17 protein-coding genes and 1 tRNA gene are annotated in these 18,711 nt (G+C 41.8%); 17 read left to right on the top strand and 1 reads right to left on the bottom strand.

The genetic code is table 11. The features are described from left to right. The first annotated feature begins 65 nt into the window (after positions 1 to 65). A tRNA-Gly gene (locus tag DD649_RS05110) sits at positions 66 to 141 on the top strand. Positions 142 to 862: 721 nt separating this feature from the next. Here DD649_RS05110 and queG read toward each other — a convergent pair. After that, positions 863 to 2,020 (bottom strand): tRNA epoxyqueuosine(34) reductase QueG, encoded by a 1,158-nt coding sequence (gene queG / locus DD649_RS05105; RefSeq protein WP_294104288.1) that lies wholly within the window; start codon positions 2,018 to 2,020, stop codon positions 863 to 865. A 216-nt stretch (positions 2,021 to 2,236) separates the two neighbouring features. Here queG and tsaE point away from each other — a divergent pair, with 216 nt between their 5' ends. From tsaE to rplI, 16 genes are all read left to right on the top strand, one after another. Further along, entirely contained in the window at positions 2,237 to 2,701 is a 465-nt protein-coding gene (tsaE, locus tag DD649_RS05100) for a tRNA (adenosine(37)-N6)-threonylcarbamoyltransferase complex ATPase subunit type 1 TsaE (RefSeq protein WP_294104287.1), read from the top strand. A 14-nt stretch (positions 2,702 to 2,715) separates the two neighbouring features. Next, positions 2,716 to 4,011: an N-acetylmuramoyl-L-alanine amidase AmiB gene (amiB, locus tag DD649_RS05095; RefSeq protein ID WP_294104283.1), complete on the top strand. Its 1,296-nt coding sequence runs from the start codon at positions 2,716 to 2,718 to the stop codon at positions 4,009 to 4,011. Positions 4,012 to 4,023: 12 nt separating this feature from the next. Further along, entirely contained in the window at positions 4,024 to 5,997 is a 1,974-nt protein-coding gene (mutL, locus tag DD649_RS05090; RefSeq protein WP_336429377.1) for a DNA mismatch repair endonuclease MutL, read from the top strand. Continuing rightward, positions 5,990 to 6,928: a tRNA (adenosine(37)-N6)-dimethylallyltransferase MiaA gene (gene miaA, locus DD649_RS05085; protein WP_294104279.1), complete on the top strand. Its 939-nt coding sequence runs from the start codon at positions 5,990 to 5,992 to the stop codon at positions 6,926 to 6,928. Before mutL ends, miaA begins: the two co-directional genes overlap by 8 nt. Before the next feature lie 235 nt (positions 6,929 to 7,163). Continuing rightward, positions 7,164 to 7,466 carry an RNA chaperone Hfq gene (hfq, locus tag DD649_RS05080; RefSeq protein WP_294104277.1) on the top strand — a complete coding sequence of 101 codons (303 nt, stop codon included), beginning with the start codon at positions 7,164 to 7,166 and terminating at the stop codon, positions 7,464 to 7,466. A 92-nt stretch (positions 7,467 to 7,558) separates the two neighbouring features. Beyond that, complete coding sequence (gene hflX / locus DD649_RS05075) at positions 7,559 to 8,839, top strand: ribosome rescue GTPase HflX (RefSeq protein ID WP_294104273.1); 1,281 nt, start codon at positions 7,559 to 7,561, stop codon at positions 8,837 to 8,839. 152 nt (positions 8,840 to 8,991) lie between these two features. Beyond that, positions 8,992 to 10,197: an FtsH protease activity modulator HflK gene (gene hflK / locus DD649_RS05070; RefSeq protein ID WP_294104271.1), complete on the top strand. Its 1,206-nt coding sequence runs from the start codon at positions 8,992 to 8,994 to the stop codon at positions 10,195 to 10,197. Between the two features lie 2 nt (positions 10,198 to 10,199). After that, on the top strand, positions 10,200 to 11,204 hold the full coding sequence (gene hflC, locus DD649_RS05065; protein WP_294104269.1) for a protease modulator HflC: 1,005 nt from the start codon (positions 10,200 to 10,202) through the stop codon (positions 11,202 to 11,204). Positions 11,205 to 11,500: 296 nt separating this feature from the next. Beyond that, positions 11,501 to 12,802 carry an adenylosuccinate synthase gene (locus DD649_RS05060; RefSeq protein ID WP_294104268.1) on the top strand — a complete coding sequence of 434 codons (1,302 nt, stop codon included), beginning with the start codon at positions 11,501 to 11,503 and terminating at the stop codon, positions 12,800 to 12,802. 447 nt (positions 12,803 to 13,249) lie between these two features. Beyond that, on the top strand, positions 13,250 to 13,672 hold the full coding sequence (nsrR, locus tag DD649_RS05055) for a nitric oxide-sensing transcriptional repressor NsrR (protein ID WP_294104267.1): 423 nt from the start codon (positions 13,250 to 13,252) through the stop codon (positions 13,670 to 13,672). 40 nt (positions 13,673 to 13,712) lie between these two features. Continuing rightward, positions 13,713 to 16,184, top strand: coding sequence for a ribonuclease R (gene rnr / locus DD649_RS05050; RefSeq protein ID WP_336429370.1), 2,472 nt, complete (start codon positions 13,713 to 13,715; stop codon positions 16,182 to 16,184). A gap of 71 nt (positions 16,185 to 16,255) precedes the next feature. Further along, on the top strand, positions 16,256 to 16,993 hold the full coding sequence (rlmB, locus tag DD649_RS05045; protein ID WP_294104264.1) for a 23S rRNA (guanosine(2251)-2'-O)-methyltransferase RlmB: 738 nt from the start codon (positions 16,256 to 16,258) through the stop codon (positions 16,991 to 16,993). A gap of 193 nt (positions 16,994 to 17,186) precedes the next feature. Next, on the top strand, positions 17,187 to 17,582 hold the full coding sequence (rpsF, locus tag DD649_RS05040) for a 30S ribosomal protein S6 (RefSeq protein ID WP_294104262.1): 396 nt from the start codon (positions 17,187 to 17,189) through the stop codon (positions 17,580 to 17,582). A gap of 7 nt (positions 17,583 to 17,589) precedes the next feature. After that, positions 17,590 to 17,907 carry a primosomal replication protein N gene (gene priB / locus DD649_RS05035; protein WP_294104260.1) on the top strand — a complete coding sequence of 106 codons (318 nt, stop codon included), beginning with the start codon at positions 17,590 to 17,592 and terminating at the stop codon, positions 17,905 to 17,907. A gap of 4 nt (positions 17,908 to 17,911) precedes the next feature. Further along, positions 17,912 to 18,139, top strand: a complete 228-nt coding sequence (gene rpsR, locus DD649_RS05030; RefSeq protein ID WP_000135199.1) for a 30S ribosomal protein S18 — start codon at positions 17,912 to 17,914, stop codon at positions 18,137 to 18,139. 38 nt (positions 18,140 to 18,177) lie between these two features. Continuing rightward, on the top strand, positions 18,178 to 18,627 hold the full coding sequence (rplI, locus tag DD649_RS05025) for a 50S ribosomal protein L9 (RefSeq protein ID WP_294104240.1): 450 nt from the start codon (positions 18,178 to 18,180) through the stop codon (positions 18,625 to 18,627). The last annotated feature ends 84 nt before the right edge of the window (positions 18,628 to 18,711 follow it).

The raw sequence follows: 18,711 nt of genomic DNA, 5'->3' as shown, positions 1-18,711 counted from the left end.
GAGTCTCGTTTCCCGCTCCAAACTTCTTAGTGTTTTAGTCTTGTTGTAAATAGTACCCACCAAATGCGGGAATAGCTCAGTTGGTAGAGCACGACCTTGCCAAGGTCGGGGTCGCGAGTTCGAGTCTCGTTTCCCGCTCCAAAAATTCAATTCAGTATATTGAAACTCTTATTTTTAAAATTCCAATCAGCGTCCTTATTCTTCCTATTTATATGCTTTTATCTCATTCCTTATGACTTAGTCAGTAAGATCATTCAAACTGTGATTAATTCTATAATATGCAATTTTTTGATCTCTTAATTCACTGAAAATAATGATCAATATCCATATTGGGATCTTTTTTAGATCTTGTTGGGGGTTTTTACTTGCATTCATTAACTCGTCACCATAGAATAGCCACCCCTTAGCAATAGGGCTATCAAGACAAACTCACGTTTTGTTTATATGAGTTTGAACATCGCATAAAAAGTGATTTTTTCATCGATTCAGTTAAATTTTCTTTACAACCTGATTTTTTCACATCATTAGTATGATTTTTTAACCTAAAATCAGCCTTATCATTAGTTTTTTATTATCGAATAGTTATCCACAGGACAATGATATTAAGGTTGTCGTTATCGCTATTTGAAATAAGTTATTACACAGAGTTATCCACAGGTTTGAATGTTAACAATTTAAGTATTGTCTTGAAGATATTAGCATTGAGGATTATGTAACAAATTGATTTAAATGTATTAATTTATTTATTCAAAATGTGCTAAGCATAGCTTGTAAATTCTTTACCTATTGTCTACTAAGCAATTTTTATTTTATTCACACTTATTTGACAAATTCTGAATTGAGATATATAGCCGCATTTTTTTTAAGCATCTCTCGGTAAACCTTTGGTAATAACGCGTACAAGTCGTTTTTGTTGTGAAGTCTGAATAGTAACTTGATTCTCCTCCCGACGATTAAGCTGTTGTAAAATGGCCCAATGAAAGTGCTCATCCAACATTTCATTGATACCCAGTTTTTCTTGTAATGCTAATACGATACGATCTTGATAGGCGGCATTACCTAACGCGACACTAATATTTCTTAGCCATTTTATGTAACCGATACGACGTATGGCTGAACCTTCCGTGACCCGTAAAAATTTCTCTTCATTCCAAGAAAAAAGATCAAGTAGCTCAGGTGTATGTAATGCTTGCCTTGGACTAAAATCTTCTTCATCTGTTAATTGAGAAAAACGATTCCATGGGCAAATCAGTTGGCAGTCATCACAGCCATAGATTCGATTACCCATCAATGAGCGGAATTCTTCAGGAATAGCAGTATCGAGCTCAATAGTTAGGTATGAAATACAGCGCCTAGCATCAATGGTATAAGGCTCGACAATTGCACCTGTTGGACAAGTTGTCATGCAGGCAACGCAGCGGCCACATTGTTCTTCAACGGGTTGATCAACGGGTAAGGGGAGATTGACCAACAATTCTCCCAAGAAAAACCAAGATCCGGCTTCTTGATTTAAAACTAAAGAATGTTTACCTGTCCAGCCTAAACCGGCCTTAACGGCCAGAGGACGTTCTAAAATAGGTGCAGAGTCAACAAAAGGGCGAAAGTTCAACGCATCTGGATAATCGAATTCAAGACAATAGGCTAAAATCTTATCCGCTAGTATTTTTAAGCGTTTTTTTAATAGCTTATGATAATCTCGACCGAGAGCATAACGGCTGACATAACCCAGATCTGGATTATTGAGAGTACTGGCGAAAGCGGCTTTTGCAGGAAGGTAATTCATACGGACGCTGATTACGCGTAAAGTTCCTGGATGTAGCTCATGAGGCCGAGCTCGCATCATGCCGTGGCGCTTCATCCATTCCATATCCCCATGATATTGTTTATCTAGCCATGCTTGCAGTTTGGGTTCTTCAAGAGATAAATCGGTATCGCAGATACCCACTTGCTGGAAGCCTGCTTCGATTCCCCATTGTTTAATATTTTGAACTAACGTGTTGAGATCGAGGAGTTTTGCCATCAAATTTTATCAAGGTCAGGGTGGATGCGGTTGGCACTCTATCATTTTCATGATGTTTAGCAAAATGAATGAAACTAAAATGCCTAAAGAAGTTAGGATCAATTATAGGATATTTCTGATCTCATGATTAGCACAATGTAAATTAAGAAAAATACACAGGTATAGGTTATTATAGACTGTAATATCTATATTCAAAATAAGTTGGCTATGACATCGATGAAAGAACGCACTCTACAATTGGCGAATGAAGAGCAAACTGTTGCGTTGGGACGCGCTGTTGCGAAGGCTTGCCACCAAGCTACGATCATTAACCTTTATGGGGATCTTGGCGCGGGGAAAACAACATTTAGTCGTGGTTTCTTACAGGCACTAGGCCATAAAGGGCATGTAAAAAGTCCAACTTACACATTAGTTGAGCCTTACGAATTAGCCGATAGACAAGTATTTCACTTTGATCTATATCGTTTAGCGGATCCTGAAGAACTTGAATTTATGGGAATTCGCGACTATTTTTCTGAAAATTCGATCTGTCTGGTTGAATGGCCACAGCAAGGTAAAGGTTTTTTACCTCAAGCAGATCTTGAGCTCCATCTGACATATCAAGGTGAGGGGCGTCAGGCTCACTTTGTCGCTCTTTCAGTATATGGGGAGTCGTTGTTAGAAGCATTGCAGGTACTCTAAGGAATTTATCGCTCATGTTGAATGCATTTATGATTAGAATAACAAAGAAAAGTCTTTTTTCTTTTCTGCTACTGTTTATGGTATCCATTTTGTGGGGGTTTACATCACAAGCACAGGCCGCCGCATTATCAAATATTCAAGTAAACAATAGCGCTTCACAGTCTCTTGTGACGCTAACATTTATTGATGGTAAGCCTGATTACTCATATTTTCCTTTGCATTCACCTGAGCGTCTTGTCATTGATGTTAAACAACGTGGAGAAATTGTTGGATTGCCTTTGACGTTACCATCAGGTGATTTGGTTAAGTTAGTGCGTGCTAGCCAACCCGCCGATAGCCAACATAAACGTATTGTTTTAGAATTATCACAAGCGGCAAAAACTAAAGCTGTGCTGAAACAAGTTTCAGGTCAGTATCAATTGGAGTTGACCGTTTCGACGGGGAAAGCTAACTCATCGACTGTCTTTAATAATACTGCTGTACCTCGCCAATCTGTGAATAATAACCTACCAGTTTTGCAAGATAAGCCACTTAAAATGAATACGCCGGCGATGGAGCCTGCGCCTGCTGCGGTTAAAAATAAAACGATGCCTAAAGGCTCGAAACAAGTAGTTATCGCTATTGATGCAGGGCATGGGGGGAAAGACCCCGGTGCAATTGGTAAAAATGGTTATAAGGAAAAAGACGTTACGCTAAGTGTTTCGCGTAAGTTGTATCAAAAACTTGCCACAGATCCGATGTTTACACCTGTAATGACACGAGACAGTGATTATTTTATTTCTGTCAGTGGTCGCTCTGATGTTGCTCGTAAAAAGAATGCCAACATGTTGGTATCCATTCATGCGGACTCAGCACCCAATAGCAGCGCTCGCGGTGCTTCGGTTTGGGTATTATCAAACCGTCGAGCGAACAGTGAGTTGGGTAGCTGGCTTGAACAACGTGAAAAACAATCTGAATTATTAGGTGGTGCAGGGGATGCGCTTAGTGGTGCTGACCCATATTTGAGTCAAGCCGTTTTAGATTTGCAGTTTGGTCATTCACAACGAGTCGGCTATGACGTTGCGGTTCAAGTTATCCAGCAACTCAGAAAAGTGGGTAATATTCATAAGAAAACGCCAGAACATGCAAGTCTTGGGGTATTACGTTCACCGGATATTCCATCGATTTTAGTCGAAACTGGATTTATTAGTAATGCCGCAGAAGAGCAGCTACTTAAATCAAATGATTATCAAGAAAAAGTCGCTGAGGCTATTCATCAAGGATTACGCCAATATTTTTTAGCTAACCCGATACAAGCAGCGCCTAAATAAGAGGTTTGAGCAATGGCAATTCATATTCTCTCCCCTCAATTAGCGAATCAAATTGCGGCAGGTGAAGTGGTCGAAAGACCTGCATCTGTCGTTAAAGAGCTAGTTGAAAATAGCCTTGATGCTAAGGCGACACGTATTGATATCGATATTGAGCGTGGTGGAGAGAAGCTTATTCGTATCCGGGACAATGGCTGCGGTATTAGTAAAGATGAGTTAATACTTGCTCTAGCGCGTCATGCAACGAGTAAAATTGCCACATTAGATGATCTTGAAGCCATTATGAGTATGGGATTTCGTGGTGAAGCACTGGCGAGTATTAGTTCGGTTTCACGGCTGACCTTGACCTCAAAACCTGCGGAACAAACCGAAGCATGGCAATCCTATGCGGAAGGCCGTGATATGCAAGTTTCTGTAAAACCAGCGGCTCATCCTAATGGCACAACGGTAGAAGTGTTAGATTTATTCTACAATACGCCAGCTCGGCGCAAGTTTATGCGTACAGAAAAAACAGAATTTGGCCATATTGACGAAATTGTTCGCCGTATTGCGTTATCACGCCCAGATGTTGCCATTAACCTTAGCCATAATGGAAAGTTGGTTAAGCAATATCGTGCGGCTAATGATGATAAACAACAAGAAAAACGCTTAGCAACAATTTGTGGTACTGGCTTTATGCAAGGGGCGCTTGCACTTTCATGGGAACATAGCGACTTAGGAATTAAAGGTTGGGTGGTTTCGCCATCGAGCACACCAGTTAGTGAAATTCAGTATTGTTATGTGAATGGGCGAATGATGCGAGATAGGTTAATTAATCACGCGATCCGCCAAGCTTATGAAGGCCATTTAGATGAGAATCAACAACCTGCCTATGTACTATATTTAACTATCGATCCGAAACAAGTTGATGTTAACGTACATCCAGCAAAGCATGAGGTACGTTTTCATCAGGCAAGATTAATTCATGACTTTATTTATCAAGCGGTTCGTACGGCATTGATGAGCGCAGTAGCGGTTGATGAACTCCCCGGTATTGAATCTGCATCGACGGAAATAGCAAATCGTTCTTCTGCTGGTGATAATTATTTTTCATCAACGCATAAAGTTACGCAGCCAAAGGTTTCTCATCAAAATATGCGTCATGATATATCAGCTAAAGAGCCTAAAGTTGCCTATACTGATGTGACAGAATCTTGCGCTACTTCTGATGCCACTCCGGCCGTTTCTCAGGCCAAACAATCGAATTATGCGCAAGAAAAAATGAGTGAAGGGAATATAGCACCCACTTATGACCGTAAAGCAGGGCAACTTTATCAAAGTTTGATGTCAATCCCAGTGGCAAAAGAGGATAAAAAGCCTCTGTTTCCAGCACGACAACCTCTCGCTGGTATTGCAGTTGCTTCTGAACAGGTTGCAAAAAATGCGGATAACTACCAATTTGGTAAAGTCTTGACAATTTACGCAAAAAACTTTGCATTAATTGAGTCTTCATTGGGCCTAATGCTGTTATCCTTAACTGAAGCTAATTTCTTGTTGAGATTATCTCAGTTGTCGCCTAATGGTGAGGCATTAAAACCTCAACCACTGTTAATACCCTTAAAATTGTCACTTAATCGTGATGAAATTGAGATTTTACAGCGATACAAGGAACAATTGACACTATTTGGTATCGAAGCCACGATATTTCATGGAAAAGTAACAATTCATACGGTATCGTTACCATTAAGAACACAAAATTTATCACAGCTTTTTTCTGATTTAATTATTTTTTTGTCTACAAAAGAAAGTGTAACGCACGAAGATATCGCACAATGGTTAGCTAAAGCGATTTCGCAGACAAAAACCGAAGAAAGTTGGAATTTAGCGCAGGCTGTTCAGTTACTCGCAGATGTTGAGCGGATTTGTCCGCAGTGGGTTCAAAATCCACCATCAACATTATTACAATTAATTAATTTACAATCCGTGGTAGCGACACTAACAAATGAGTGATTTAGTAACTCAAAAAAGGCCTGATGCAATATTCCTGATGGGCCCTACGGCTTCAGGTAAAACAGCTTTAGCGATTGAGCTTTGTCAGAGATTGCCTGTCGAGGTTATTAGTGTCGATTCGGCATTAATTTATCGTGGCATGGATATCGGTACGGCAAAGCCAAATCAAGATGAACTTAGTCAAGCACCACATCATTTGATTGATATTCTTGACCCATCATTGCCTTATTCCGCCGCTGATTTTCGGCGTGATGCATTGAATGTAATGGGAGAAATTACGGCGAGAGGTAATATTCCATTATTGGTGGGCGGTACAATGCTTTATTTTAAAGCATTGCTTGAAGGCCTTTCTCCATTGCCTTCTGCTGATCAGGCTATACGTGAAGAAATTGAAAATATAGCACGCGAACAAGGATGGTCCGAAGTGCATCGCCGTTTAGCTGAGGTAGATCCTGTTGCTGCGGCTAGGATTCATCCTAATGATCCGCAAAGATTATCCCGGGCTTTAGAGGTATATCTCATTTCGGGACAAACTTTGACTGAAATGACACAAACAGCGGGTGAAGAATTACCTTATAATGTGTTTCAGTTTGCTATTGCGCCCCAAGATCGTAAAATTTTACATGAGCGTATTGAGCAGCGTTATCATTTGATGTTAGACGCTGGTTTCGAAGAGGAAGTTCGTGCTCTTTATAATCGAGGTGATCTCCATGCCGATTTACCTTCGATCCGTTGTGTCGGATATCGGCAAATGTGGTCATATCTCGATGGCGAAATAGATTATGATGAAATGGTTTATCGGGGAATTTGTGCAACACGCCAATTGGCAAAACGCCAAATTACCTGGTTGAGAGGTTGGGAGAACATTCACAGGTTAGATAGTGAACAATCCCAGCATGCGCTTAAAGCGGTTATGCAGGTATTAGCGTAGATAATTCGTGTTGTGTGTAGGCGGTAAGTGAAGCTTCTTCTAGAAACAGAACAAAGGCTATGACTAGGAGCGCTGAGAAGTCTAACACTTAAGCAACTTGAAGCATGACGAGTATATACGTGCATAGGGCTATTGTTTGTGTGTACAATTAGAACGTTAAGCGCAATTTTTGAGTAGTTAATTTTTGGAATCGTAAGGTTCTCATTTAAAAACAACAAAATAAGGAAAACATAGAATGGCTAAGGGGCAATCTTTGCAAGATCCGTTCCTGAACGCATTACGTCGTGAAAGGGTTCCGGTATCTATTTATCTCGTTAATGGCATCAAATTGCAGGGACAAATTGAATCTTTTGATCAATTTGTCATTTTACTGAAAAATACGGTTAGTCAGATGGTTTATAAACATGCTATCTCTACCGTTGTCCCTGCTCGTCCTGTTTCTCACCATAGTGGCACTCCTACTGCTGGTGGCGCAGGCAATAGCAATTACCATTCAGGTGGTACTCCTGCAGCGCAGGATGGCGAAGTTACTGAGTAAGTTTGCACGCTAAAATATAAGGAAAACATAGGTAGGGAGACTATACCTGTGTTTTTCCTTTGCAATTATTGTTTAGCCTAAGAGGTTATATCTTGTTTGATAGGTATGAAGGCGGTGAACTAGCTGTATTAGTACATGTCTTTTTTGCTCAAGAAAAAGACACTGAAAATCTGGCAGAATTTGAGTTACTAGTGACTTCTGCGGGAGTAAAACCAGTACAAATAGTCACAGGCAGTCGTAAGGCTCCCCATGCTAAGTTTTTTGTGGGTGAAGGCAAAGCCGAAGAAATCGCCGAAGCGGTTGAAGCAAGCGGTGCGGATGTGGTGTTGTTTAATCATACGCTAAGCCCTGCTCAAGAACGTAATCTCGAAAGGATTTGCCAATGTAGGGTTATTGACCGTACAGGGGTGATTTTAGATATTTTTGCTCAACGAGCGCGTACACACGAAGGTAAACTTCAAGTTGAGTTAGCTCAATTACGGCATTTATCCACTCGCTTAGTGAGAGGATGGACGCACCTTGAACGTCAAAAAGGCGGGATAGGCTTACGTGGTCCAGGCGAAACCCAACTTGAGACAGACCGTCGGTTACTGAAAGATAAGATTAAACAAATCTTGTCTCGCCTTAGCCGAGTAGAACGACAGCGTGAACAAGGGCGTCAGGCGAGAAATAAAGCGGATATTCCGACTATTTCTCTTGTTGGTTATACCAACGCCGGTAAATCAAGTTTATTTAACCGGATGACCGCTTCTGATGTTTATGCTGCAGACCAACTATTTGCAACACTCGATCCAACACTTCGTCGTATTAATGTTGAAGATGTGGGTGTCGTCGTACTTGCAGATACTGTGGGTTTTATTCGCCAATTACCGCACGATTTAGTCGCTGCTTTCAAAGCAACATTGCAAGAAACTCGTGAAGCAACACTATTGCTACACGTTATCGATGCAGTCGATAATCGCTTAGATGAAAATATCCGGGCGGTCGAAAGTGTGTTGGAAGAAATCGAAGCGGATGAAATCCCTGTACTATTAGTCATGAACAAAGTTGATATGCTGGAAGATTTTGTCCCGCGTATTGACAGAAACGAGGATAACAAGCCAGTTCGTGTTTGGGTTTCAGCACAAACAGGTGAAGGTATCCCCTTGCTGCTACAAGCATTAACGGAACGCCTTTCAGGTGAAATCGCACATTTTGAATTGCGTTTACCACCAAACGAAGGTCGTTTGCGTAGTCGTTTTTATCACCTTCAATCTATTGAACGTGAATGGCTGGAGGAAGACGGCTCAATTGGCCTTGAGGTGCGTATGCCAATGGTGGATTGGCGACGTTTATGTAAGCAAGAGCAGCAGTTACCTAGTTATGTTATTTAAATTGAATTAAATTTAAATTAGCAAAACTAGGCAATGGAATTGATATTAAGAGCCTAATATACCCAAAATAATGAAAAATGCCTGAGGCAGCTTAAATTATAATGAGTATCGCTCTTAGCCCTGAAAATCAATCATAAGAATGGAGCTAAAACATGGCGTGGAATCAGCCCGGTAATGACGGACAAGACCGCGATCCGTGGGGAAGCGGCAATAAAGGCGGCAACTCTGGCGGGAATAAAGGCGGTCGGAAACGTGGGGCTTTTGATCTCGACGATTTCTTTCGTAATCTAGGTAGCAAACTTGGCGGCAACAAAGGTAGCGGCGGCGGTGGTGATGGCGAAAATAAACAGCCATTACGTATCAGCGGTCGACTGGGTATGTTGGCAATTGCTGTTATCGTCGTTGTATGGGCAGGATCGGGTTTCTATACCATTAAAGAAAGTGACCGTGGCGTAGTTTTACGTTTTGGTGAATATAGTGGTGTTGTTGGACCTGGTTTGAACTGGAAACCAACTTTTATTGATAGAGTTGAGCCTGTTAACGTAGAAACTGTTCGTGAACAAGCTACAAACGGTATGATGCTAACATCAGATGAAAACGTTATTCGCGTTGAAATGAACGTGCAATATCGTGTCACTGATCCTGCGGAATATCTGTTTAGCGTGACCAATCCAGATAATAGTTTACGTCAAGCGCTAGACAGTGCTGTACGTGGTGTTATCGGTCAATCCGAAATGGAACAAGTGCTAACAGCAAATCGTGCATTTATTCGTGACGAGACGCAAAAAGAATTAGAGTCAACAATTGCACCATATAAAATGGGTATCACATTGCTTGACGTCAACTTCCAAGCAGCGCGTCCACCTGAAGATGTTAAAGCGGCATTTGATGATGTGATTTCAGCAAGAGAAGAAGAACAAAAAACAATTCGTGAAGCCCATGCTTACCGAAATGAAGTTCTGCCACTTGCGAAAGGTAATGCACAAAAAATGATTGAAGAAGCCGAAGCTTATAAAGCCAGTGTGGTCTTTAAAGCAGAGGGTGAGGTGGCAAGCTTTGCTAAAATGCTACCTGAATATCGTGCTGCACCAGAAATTACGCGTGAGCGTCTATACATCGATACGATGGAGCGTGTTTTAAGTAACACACGTAAAGTTATTGCTAATGATAAGAGCAACAGCATGTTAGTTCTGCCTCTTGATCAATTACTGCGTGAAAGCAAAGCTTCAGCTGCTAAAGGAGCTTCGTCCGCAAGAATGGAAACCCAAAGCAATAATAGCTCATCATCGAATAGTGCGGTATCAACGCAATCAAGCAGCGATATTCGTGGCGGTGCGGCTAGAGTAGGGAGACAATAATCATGCGTAAATCATTTATTTTTATCGTTATTGCCATTTTGGCAGTCGCATACGCATCTATTTTTATTGTTCCTCAAACGGATCGTGGCATTGTGTTACGTTTTGGTAAGGTTCTACGTGATTCTGAAAACAAACCGATCATTTATGAGCCGGGTTTACATTTCAAAGTACCATTCCTTGAAACTGTGAAAATGTTAGATGCACGTATTCAGACACTAGAAATTCAAGCTGACCGTTATTTGACAAGTGAAAACAAAGACTTAATGGTGGATTCATACTTGAAATGGCGTGTGACTGACTTCAGTCGTTACTATGTGGCGACGGGCGGTGGTAATCCATTCCAAGCAGAGACACTGTTAAAACGTAAATTTAGTGACCGTTTACGTTCTGAGTTTGGTCGTTTGAGTGTCAAAGACATTATTACAGATTCACGTGGTCGTTTAACTGTAGATGTTCGTGATGCACTGAATAAAGGAACAGCGACAGACGAAGCAACGAAAGATGCAGATGCTGCTATCGCTTCTGCTGCTGCACGTGTTGAACAAGAAACTAACTTAAAGCCGCTGGTTGTTAATGCGAACAGTATGGCTGCATTAGGTATTGAAGTTGTTGACGTACGTATTAAACGTATTGAACTGCCTAATGAAGTTTCTGAAGCAATTTATGCACGTATGCGTGCAGAGCGTGAAGCAGTTGCTCGTCAGCATCGTTCACAAGGTCAGGAAGAAGCAACGAAAATTCGTGCGGTAGCTGATAAGACCGTGACGGAAACTCTGGCTAAATCTGAGCGTACTGCGCTGACTTACCGAGGTGAAGGTGATGCAATGGCAACTAAACTGTTTGCTGATGCATTTAATCAAGATCCAGAGTTTTATGCCTTTATTCGTAGCCTACGTGCTTATGAGCAAAGTTTCAAAAGTGGTGAAGATATTATGGTCCTAAGTCCGGACACAGACTTCTTCCGCTTTATGAAAGCGCCAACTAAGTTACGTGCGGCGAGTGAATAATCTTTGTACTAAAAAGTAAACAGATTAAGTTGCGTGCAACGGACTAAAATAACTGTTAAGCTATTAAAGAAAAGCCCGCTTCGGTGGGCTTTTTTTCGCCTGTCGTTTTAAGTCTAAGATTTTTCAGGGAAAATTTTAGCGGCTCAGCATGTAAATACACATTTTGAGTTTACGGCAGAAATAAATACCATTTTACTTGCTTTCCAGAAAAAAATTTTTGCAATGCTTAAATTATCACTGGAACAGTTTATTTTTGATGGTAGAATTCATTTTTAAGCAACCGAGTGAATTTCGAAATGGGTAAGAACGTTGTCGTACTGGGCACCCAATGGGGTGACGAAGGAAAGGGCAAGATAGTTGACTTGCTGACAGAGCGTGCTAAATACGTAGTTCGCTATCAGGGCGGCCATAATGCTGGCCATACTCTTGTTGTAAACGGTGAAAAAACCGTTCTCCATTTAATTCCATCCGGTATTCTTCGTGAAAACGTCATCAGTATTATTGCTAATGGTGTCGTTCTTGCGCCTGATGCACTGATGAAAGAGATGAAAGAATTGGAAGACCGCGGTGTTCCTGTTCGTGAACGCTTACATATTTCTGAAGCCTGCCCACTGATCCTGCCTTATCATGTTGCATTAGATAATGCGCGTGAAAAAGCGCGTGGCGCTAAAGCTATCGGCACAACAGGTCGTGGTATCGGTCCTGCTTATGAAGATAAAGTTGCTCGTCGCGGTCTGCGCGTTGGTGATTTATTCGATAAAGCAACATTTGCTGAAAAACTGAAAGAAATTGTTGAATATCATAATTTCCAACTGGTTAATTACTACAAAGAGCCAGCGGTTGATTATCAAAAAACACTCGACGATATTATGGCAGTTGCCGATATTCTAACTGGTATGGTCGTTGATGTTTCTGATCTGCTGTATAAAGCACATCTGAAAAATGAATTTGTCATGTTCGAAGGTGCACAAGGCACTTTACTGGATATTGACCACGGTACATATCCATATGTGACCTCTTCAAACACTACCGCGGGTGGCGTTGCAACAGGTTCAGGCTTAGGCCCACGTTATGTAAACTATGTATTAGGTATTATTAAAGCTTACTCTACTCGTGTTGGTGCTGGTCCATTCCCAACTGAGCTTTTCGATGAGATAGGTGAATTCCTACGTGAAAAAGGTCAAGAGTTTGGTGCTACAACAGGCCGTAAGCGTCGTACTGGTTGGTTAGATATCGTTGCAATTAATCGCGCGGTACAAATTAACTCACTATCAGGCTTCTGCATGACTAAACTTGATGTTTTAGATGGTTTAGACGAAGTTAAAATCTGTGTGGGTTACCGTCGTCCAGATGGCAAAGTGCTAGAAACTACGCCATTAGCAGCGGATGAGTGGGTTGGTTTAGAGCCAGTTTACGAATCAATGCCAGGTTGGAATGAAACTACGTTTGGCGTGAAAGAAAGAGCTCTGTTACCACAAGCTGCTCTTAACTTCATTAAGCGTGTTGAAGATTTAACCGGTATTCCAGTTGATATTATCTCAACAGGTCCAGATCGTTCTGAAACGATGATCCTGCGTGACCCGTTTGATGTTGAGTAATAAAACTGACAGCGCTCTTAATGGGCGCTGTTTTTTTATTTCATTGTCATCATCTTAATTTCCCTTCCTCCGTTATAAATCCCCTTTGATAAAACATCAGAAATTCAACATAATGACGAATAAAAGTGAATGTTCTGTGTAATTGGATACATATTTGCCCTTGGTAATAAGCTAAACTGTCAATACCGTTATACTTCAAGTCACAGCAACTTGAATGATTTAGCTTATAATATGTTATGTATGCTTATGCGGTTGTGTAGTATTGTTATTGTTGACTTCTTTTTGATGTCAACCTTGTAATATCGAGCTCAGGCTATATCTAACTTTAAGATATCGTTGAGAGTTGGATATTTTAAATAGGTTGTTTGCGCTTTTGAATAAATTATTTTGATGAGAGTCGATAAATCGGCGACCTGAAAGTAAACAGCCAAAAATTTTGAGGTGATTGTGCAGCTTACTAGTTTTACAGATTATGGGTTACGAGCGCTTATTTATCTTGCATCGCTCCCTGAAGGAAAAATGACTAGCATTACACAAGTCACTGATGTATATGGTGTCTCTCGTAACCATATGGTTAAAATTATTAATCAACTCAGTCATCTCGGTTATATTAAAGCCACTCGTGGCAAAAATGGCGGCATCACTCTTGGCCAGCCAGCAGAATCAATTCGTATAGGGGATGTCGTCAGAGCACTTGAACCCCTAACCCTTGTTAATTGTAGTGGCGAGTTTTGTCATATTACGCCTGCGTGTCGTTTAAAAAGCGTACTTCAGCAGGCAATACAACAGTTTTTACAAGAACTTGATCAATATACGCTGGCGGATATGGTGAAAGATAACAGTCCGCTCTATCAATTACTGCTTGATTAATATCGCAGTAGTTATGAATTCTGATGACACGGAGGTAACGATGTCACAAGATCCTTTCCAGGAAAGAGAAGCAGAAAAATACGAATCCCCGATTCCTAGCCGAGAATTTATTCTCGATCTTCTCTCTAAACGTAGTACACCAGCTAGTCGCGAAGAAATCGCTGAAATATTAAACTTATCGACTGAAGATGAGTTAGAAGCTTTACGTCGTCGCTTAAGAGCGATGGAACGTGATGGACAATTAGTTTTTACACGTCGTAAATGCTATGCATTACCTGAACGCTTAGATTTACTGAAAGGTAAAGTTATTGGCCACCGAGACGGATATGGCTTTTTACGCGTAGAAGGTAAAAAAGAAGATTACTATTTATCTCAAGAAGAAATGAAACGTGCGTTGCACGGCGATGTTATTTTGGCTCAACCTCATGGACAAGACCGTAAAGGTCGTACCGAAGTCCGTGTAGTTCGCGTACTTGAACCAAGAAATAATCAAATTGTTGGTCGCTATTTTATCGAAGCCGGTATGGGCTTTGTCGTTCCTGATGACAGCCGTCTTAGCTTTGATATTTTGATCCCTAAAGAGCAAAATTGTGGCGCAAGAATGGGTAATGTTGTTGTTGTCGAGTTAGTCACAAGGCCACAACGTCGCTCTCAAGCAGTCGGCAACATCATTGAAATTCTGGGTGAAGCCATGGGAACGGGTATTGCGGTTGAAATCGCATTACGTACTCACGAAATTCCACATTCATGGCCAGCACAGGTAGAAAAACAAGTTGCTGATTTGAATGAAAATGTACCTGAATCCGCTAAAAAAGGCCGGGTTGATTTACGCAAGTTGCCATTAGTAACTATTGATGGCGAAGACGCGCGTGACTTTGATGATGCGGTTTATTGTGAACCGAAAAAAGGTGGCGGCTGGCGTTTATGGGTTGCTATCGCGGATGTGAGTTATTATGTGCGTCCGCAAACTGCATTAGATACGGAAGCACGTAGCCGTGGTAACTCGGTTTATTTTCCGTCACAAGTTGTACCTATGTTGCCGGAAGTATTGTCAAATGGCCTATGTTCATTGAACCCAGGGGTTGATCGTCTCTGTATGGTTTGTGAAATGACCGTTTCAGAGTCGGGTCGTTTATCATCGTATAAATTTTATGAAGCGGTGATGAGCTCTCATGCTCGACTGACTTACACTAAAGTGTGGAAAATTTTACAGGGCGATGAAGAGTTACGTGAGCACTATAAAGCATTAGTGCCACATATTGAGCATTTGCATCAATTGTATAAAACATTAGATAGTGCGCGTATTGAACGCGGGGCAATTTCTTTTGAATCAGAAGAAGCTAAGTTTATCTTTAATGCAGAGCGCCGTATTGAGCGTATTGAGCCTGTTGAAAGAAACGATGCGCACAAATTGATTGAAGAGTGCATGATTTTAGCGAATATTGCTGCTGCACGATATGTTGAGAAAAACGAAGAACCGGCGCTATACCGCGTGCATGATCGTCCAAAAGAAGAAAGCGTGATGAACTTGCGCTCCGTCTTTAGTGAATTAGGACTGACTTTACCGGGTGGGATGAAACCTGAGCCGAAAGATTATGCGCAGGTGATGAAAGATGTTGCAGAACGTCCTGATCACGAATTATTGCAAACGATGATTTTGCGTTCTATGAAACAGGCTATCTATGATCCAGAAAATCGCGGTCACTTTGGACTAGCACTGAAATCATATGGTCATTTTACATCACCAATTCGCCGTTATCCTGACTTATCATTGCATCGTGGTATTAAATACCTGTTAGAAAAAGAGCATGGCAACTCAGGTAAGCATTGGACGGAAACTGGCGGTTGGCACTATGACATGGAAAGCATGTTGCAGCTGGGTGAACATTGTTCACTGACTGAACGTCGTGCCGATGAAGCTACTCGTGATGTAGCTGATTGGCTGAAATGTGATTTTATGCAAGATCATGTTGGTGAGGTATTCACTGGGCTTATCACGAGTGTGACAGGCTTTGGTTTCTTTGTCCGTTTAAACGACCTATTTATCGATGGGCTGGTGCATATTTCAACGCTTGATAACGATTATTATCGCTATGATGCTGTTGGGCAGCGCTTGATTGGTGAATCATCGAGCACAACTTATCGATTAGGTGATGAAGTTGAGATCCGTGTCGAAGCTGTTCATATGGAAGAACGCACAATTGATTTCGCATTAATTTCGACAACGCGTAAAGCAAAAAATCCGGGTAAAACGGGTCGAGATAGAGCTAAAAAAGAAGTGAAAGGTGCGACGCGTCCTCCTCGTAGAAAAGGGGCGGCAAGTAAAGAGAAAAACTTCGAGCCAGACGCTGCTTTTCGTCGTTCAGAGAAAAAAGGTAAAGGTAGTGACCAAAAATCTGAAGTGAAAGATCAGGCTAAAAGTAAAAAACCGTCGGATAAAACCAAAAAAATTAGTGCAAAATTACAAGCAAAACGTGTCGCGAAAAAATCCTCCAAAAAAGCGGATAATTGAGTTTTGACCGGTTTGTTCATTAAGTAAGGTGGCCGAGGCCACCTTTAACTCCCTCAACACAAAAGATATTTATGAGCGAAATTATTTATGGCGTTCACGCAGTGAAAGCCTTGCTTGAGAGTTCTCCTCAGCGCATTAAAGAAGTGTTTATTTTAAAAGGTCGTGAAGATCGTCGTTTGCTATCTGTGGCTCGTGAAGTTGAAGCGCTAGGTATTGTTGTGCAAGTGGCAAATAAACAGTGGATGGATTCTCAGACTGAAGGTGGAGTACATCAAGGTATTATTGCCAATGTCCTGCCGGGTAAACAGTATCAAGAGGGGGATTTACCCGATTTACTCGAAAAAATCGAGTCTCCTTTTTTACTGATCCTTGATGGCGTGACTGATCCACATAATCTTGGTGCTTGCTTACGTAGTGCCGATGCTGCGGGCGTTCATGCCGTTATCGTTCCGAAAGATAAGTCAGCTCAATTGAATGCGACAGCTAAAAAAGTGGCAAGTGGTGCAGCTGAAAACGTTCCACTTATTCGTGTCACAAATCTGGCGAGAACATTACGTTTGCTGCAAGAATATAATGTTTGGATTGTCGGTACGGCGGGTGAAGCTGATCATAATCTATATCAGAGCAAACTGGATGGCCCTCTTGCGCTTGTAATGGGTGCGGAAGGTGAAGGTATGCGCCGCCTGACTCGTGAGCACTGCGATGAGCTTATTAGCATTCCAATGGCAGGTTCAGTCTCATCACTGAACGTCTCTGTTGCAACAGGTGTGTGTTTGTTTGAAGCTGTTCGTCAGCGTTTGGCAAAATAAGTTATCAATATAACTTAGCTAAATAAGCGAATATTAAAATATTAGTTTAATTTAGCATCCATCCCTTGAGTTTTTCTTCAGGGATGGGTATAGTTACGCGTCAATTTTTTAGCCGCACTCAATAAGTTCCTTGCCTCCGCGGGCCGCGGTTAACCCTGACAGGAGGCTAATAATCCGTAAGGAGCAACTACTCATGCGTCATTACGAAATCGTTTTTATGGTCCATCCTGACCAAAGCGAACAGGTTCCGGGCATGATCGAGCGTTACAGTGCTACAATCACTAACGCGCAAGGTCAAATTCACCGTCTGGAAGACTGGGGCCGCCGTCAACTGGCTTATCCAATCAATAAACTGCACAAAGCACACTATGTTCTTCTGAACGTAGAAGCTCCACAGGAAGCGATTGATGAGCTGGAAACTAACTTCCGCTTCAACGATGCCGTTATCCGCAGCATGGTTATGCGCGTTAAACACGCGGTGACAGAAGCTTCTTCTATGGTTAAAGCTAAAGACGAACGTCGCGGCCGTGACCAATCTGATGATTATCAGGATGAAGAAACTGAAGAAGCTGGGGATTCTGAAGAGTAATTGACAGGTGACCACTAATCGTTTGGTGCTAACAGGCACAGTCTGTAAAGCATTGATTCGAAAAGTGAGTCCATCGGGCATTCCTCACTGCCAGTTTGTTTTAGAACATCGTTCACAACAACTGGAAGCCGGAATGTCTAGGCAAGCATGGTGCAGAATGCCCATAATTGTCAGTGGACAAGCCTTGCAATCCCATACTCAGAGTATAACGGTCGGCAGTTGGATTACCGTTACCGGTTTCATTAGTACCCATCAGGGTCGTAATGGAATCAGTAAATTAGTTCTCCATGCCGAGCAGATTGAATTGATAGATTCTGGAGACTAGCCATATGGCACGTTATTTCCGTCGTCGCAAGTTCTGCCGTTTCACAGCGGAAGGCGTTCAAGAGATAGACTATAAAGATATCGCAACGCTGAAAAACTACATCACTGAAAGTGGTAAAATTGTACCAAGCCGTATCACCGGTACTCGTGCAAAATATCAGCGTCAGCTCGCTCGTGCTATCAAGCGCGCTCGCTACCTGTCTCTGTTACCATACACTGATCGTCATCAGTAATTGGTACTGTCCATTAACGACTTTAAGAGGATAAGGTAATGCAAGTTATTCTGCTTGATAAAGTAGCTAACCTAGGTAGCCTGGGTGATCAGGTTAACGTTAAATCGGGCTATGCTCGTAACTTCTTAGTACCACAGGGTAAAGCTGTTCCTGCGACTAAGAAAAACATCGAATTCTTCGAAGCTCGCCGCGCTGAATTGGAAGCTAAATTAGCTGACGTTCTCGCAGCAGCACAGGCTCGTGCAGCAGCAGTTACTGCGCTGGGTTCTGTTACTCTAGCTTCTAAAGCTGGTGACGAAGGTAAATTATTTGGTTCAATCGGTACTCGTGATATCGCTGATGCAGTTACTGCAGCTGGTGTTGCTATCGCGAAAAGCGAAGTTCGCCTGCCAAATGGCGTTCTGCGTACAACTGGTGACCATGTAGTTCACTTCCAGTTACACAGTGATGTTTTCGCTGAGCTTAACGTTATCATCGTTTCTGAGTAATTAGTTACGATGGTAGGTACTATTGAGTGATCAGTAGTGCTATGAAAAACACCGGCCTGTCCGGTGTTTTTTGCATTTAAATTC

The sequence above is a fragment of the Providencia sp. genome, assembly GCF_003533305.1.
Taxonomy (GTDB): Bacteria; Pseudomonadota; Gammaproteobacteria; order Enterobacterales; family Enterobacteriaceae; genus Providencia.
The sequence above is the reverse complement of the archived record's forward strand: the minus strand, read 5'-3'. Positions and strand labels throughout refer to the sequence as shown.

Excerpts from the sequence above, each read along its gene's own strand:
- queG (WP_294104288.1), bottom strand. The coding sequence starts at position 2,020 with ATGGCAAAACTCCTCGATCTCAACACGTTAGTTCAAAATATTAAACAA.
- tsaE (WP_294104287.1), top strand. The coding sequence starts at position 2,237 with ATGAAAGAACGCACTCTACAATTGGCGAATGAAGAGCAAACTGTTGCG.
- amiB (WP_294104283.1), top strand. The coding sequence starts at position 2,716 with ATGTTGAATGCATTTATGATTAGAATAACAAAGAAAAGTCTTTTTTCT.
- mutL (WP_336429377.1), top strand. The coding sequence starts at position 4,024 with ATGGCAATTCATATTCTCTCCCCTCAATTAGCGAATCAAATTGCGGCA.
- miaA (WP_294104279.1), top strand. The coding sequence starts at position 5,990 with ATGAGTGATTTAGTAACTCAAAAAAGGCCTGATGCAATATTCCTGATG.
- hfq (WP_294104277.1), top strand. The coding sequence starts at position 7,164 with ATGGCTAAGGGGCAATCTTTGCAAGATCCGTTCCTGAACGCATTACGT.
- hflK (WP_294104271.1), top strand. The coding sequence starts at position 8,992 with ATGGCGTGGAATCAGCCCGGTAATGACGGACAAGACCGCGATCCGTGG.
- hflC (WP_294104269.1), top strand. The coding sequence starts at position 10,200 with ATGCGTAAATCATTTATTTTTATCGTTATTGCCATTTTGGCAGTCGCA.
- DD649_RS05060 (WP_294104268.1), top strand. The coding sequence starts at position 11,501 with ATGGGTAAGAACGTTGTCGTACTGGGCACCCAATGGGGTGACGAAGGA.
- rnr (WP_336429370.1), top strand. The coding sequence starts at position 13,713 with ATGTCACAAGATCCTTTCCAGGAAAGAGAAGCAGAAAAATACGAATCC.
- rlmB (WP_294104264.1), top strand. The coding sequence starts at position 16,256 with ATGAGCGAAATTATTTATGGCGTTCACGCAGTGAAAGCCTTGCTTGAG.
- rpsF (WP_294104262.1), top strand. The coding sequence starts at position 17,187 with ATGCGTCATTACGAAATCGTTTTTATGGTCCATCCTGACCAAAGCGAA.
- rpsR (WP_000135199.1), top strand. The coding sequence starts at position 17,912 with ATGGCACGTTATTTCCGTCGTCGCAAGTTCTGCCGTTTCACAGCGGAA.
- rplI (WP_294104240.1), top strand. The coding sequence starts at position 18,178 with ATGCAAGTTATTCTGCTTGATAAAGTAGCTAACCTAGGTAGCCTGGGT.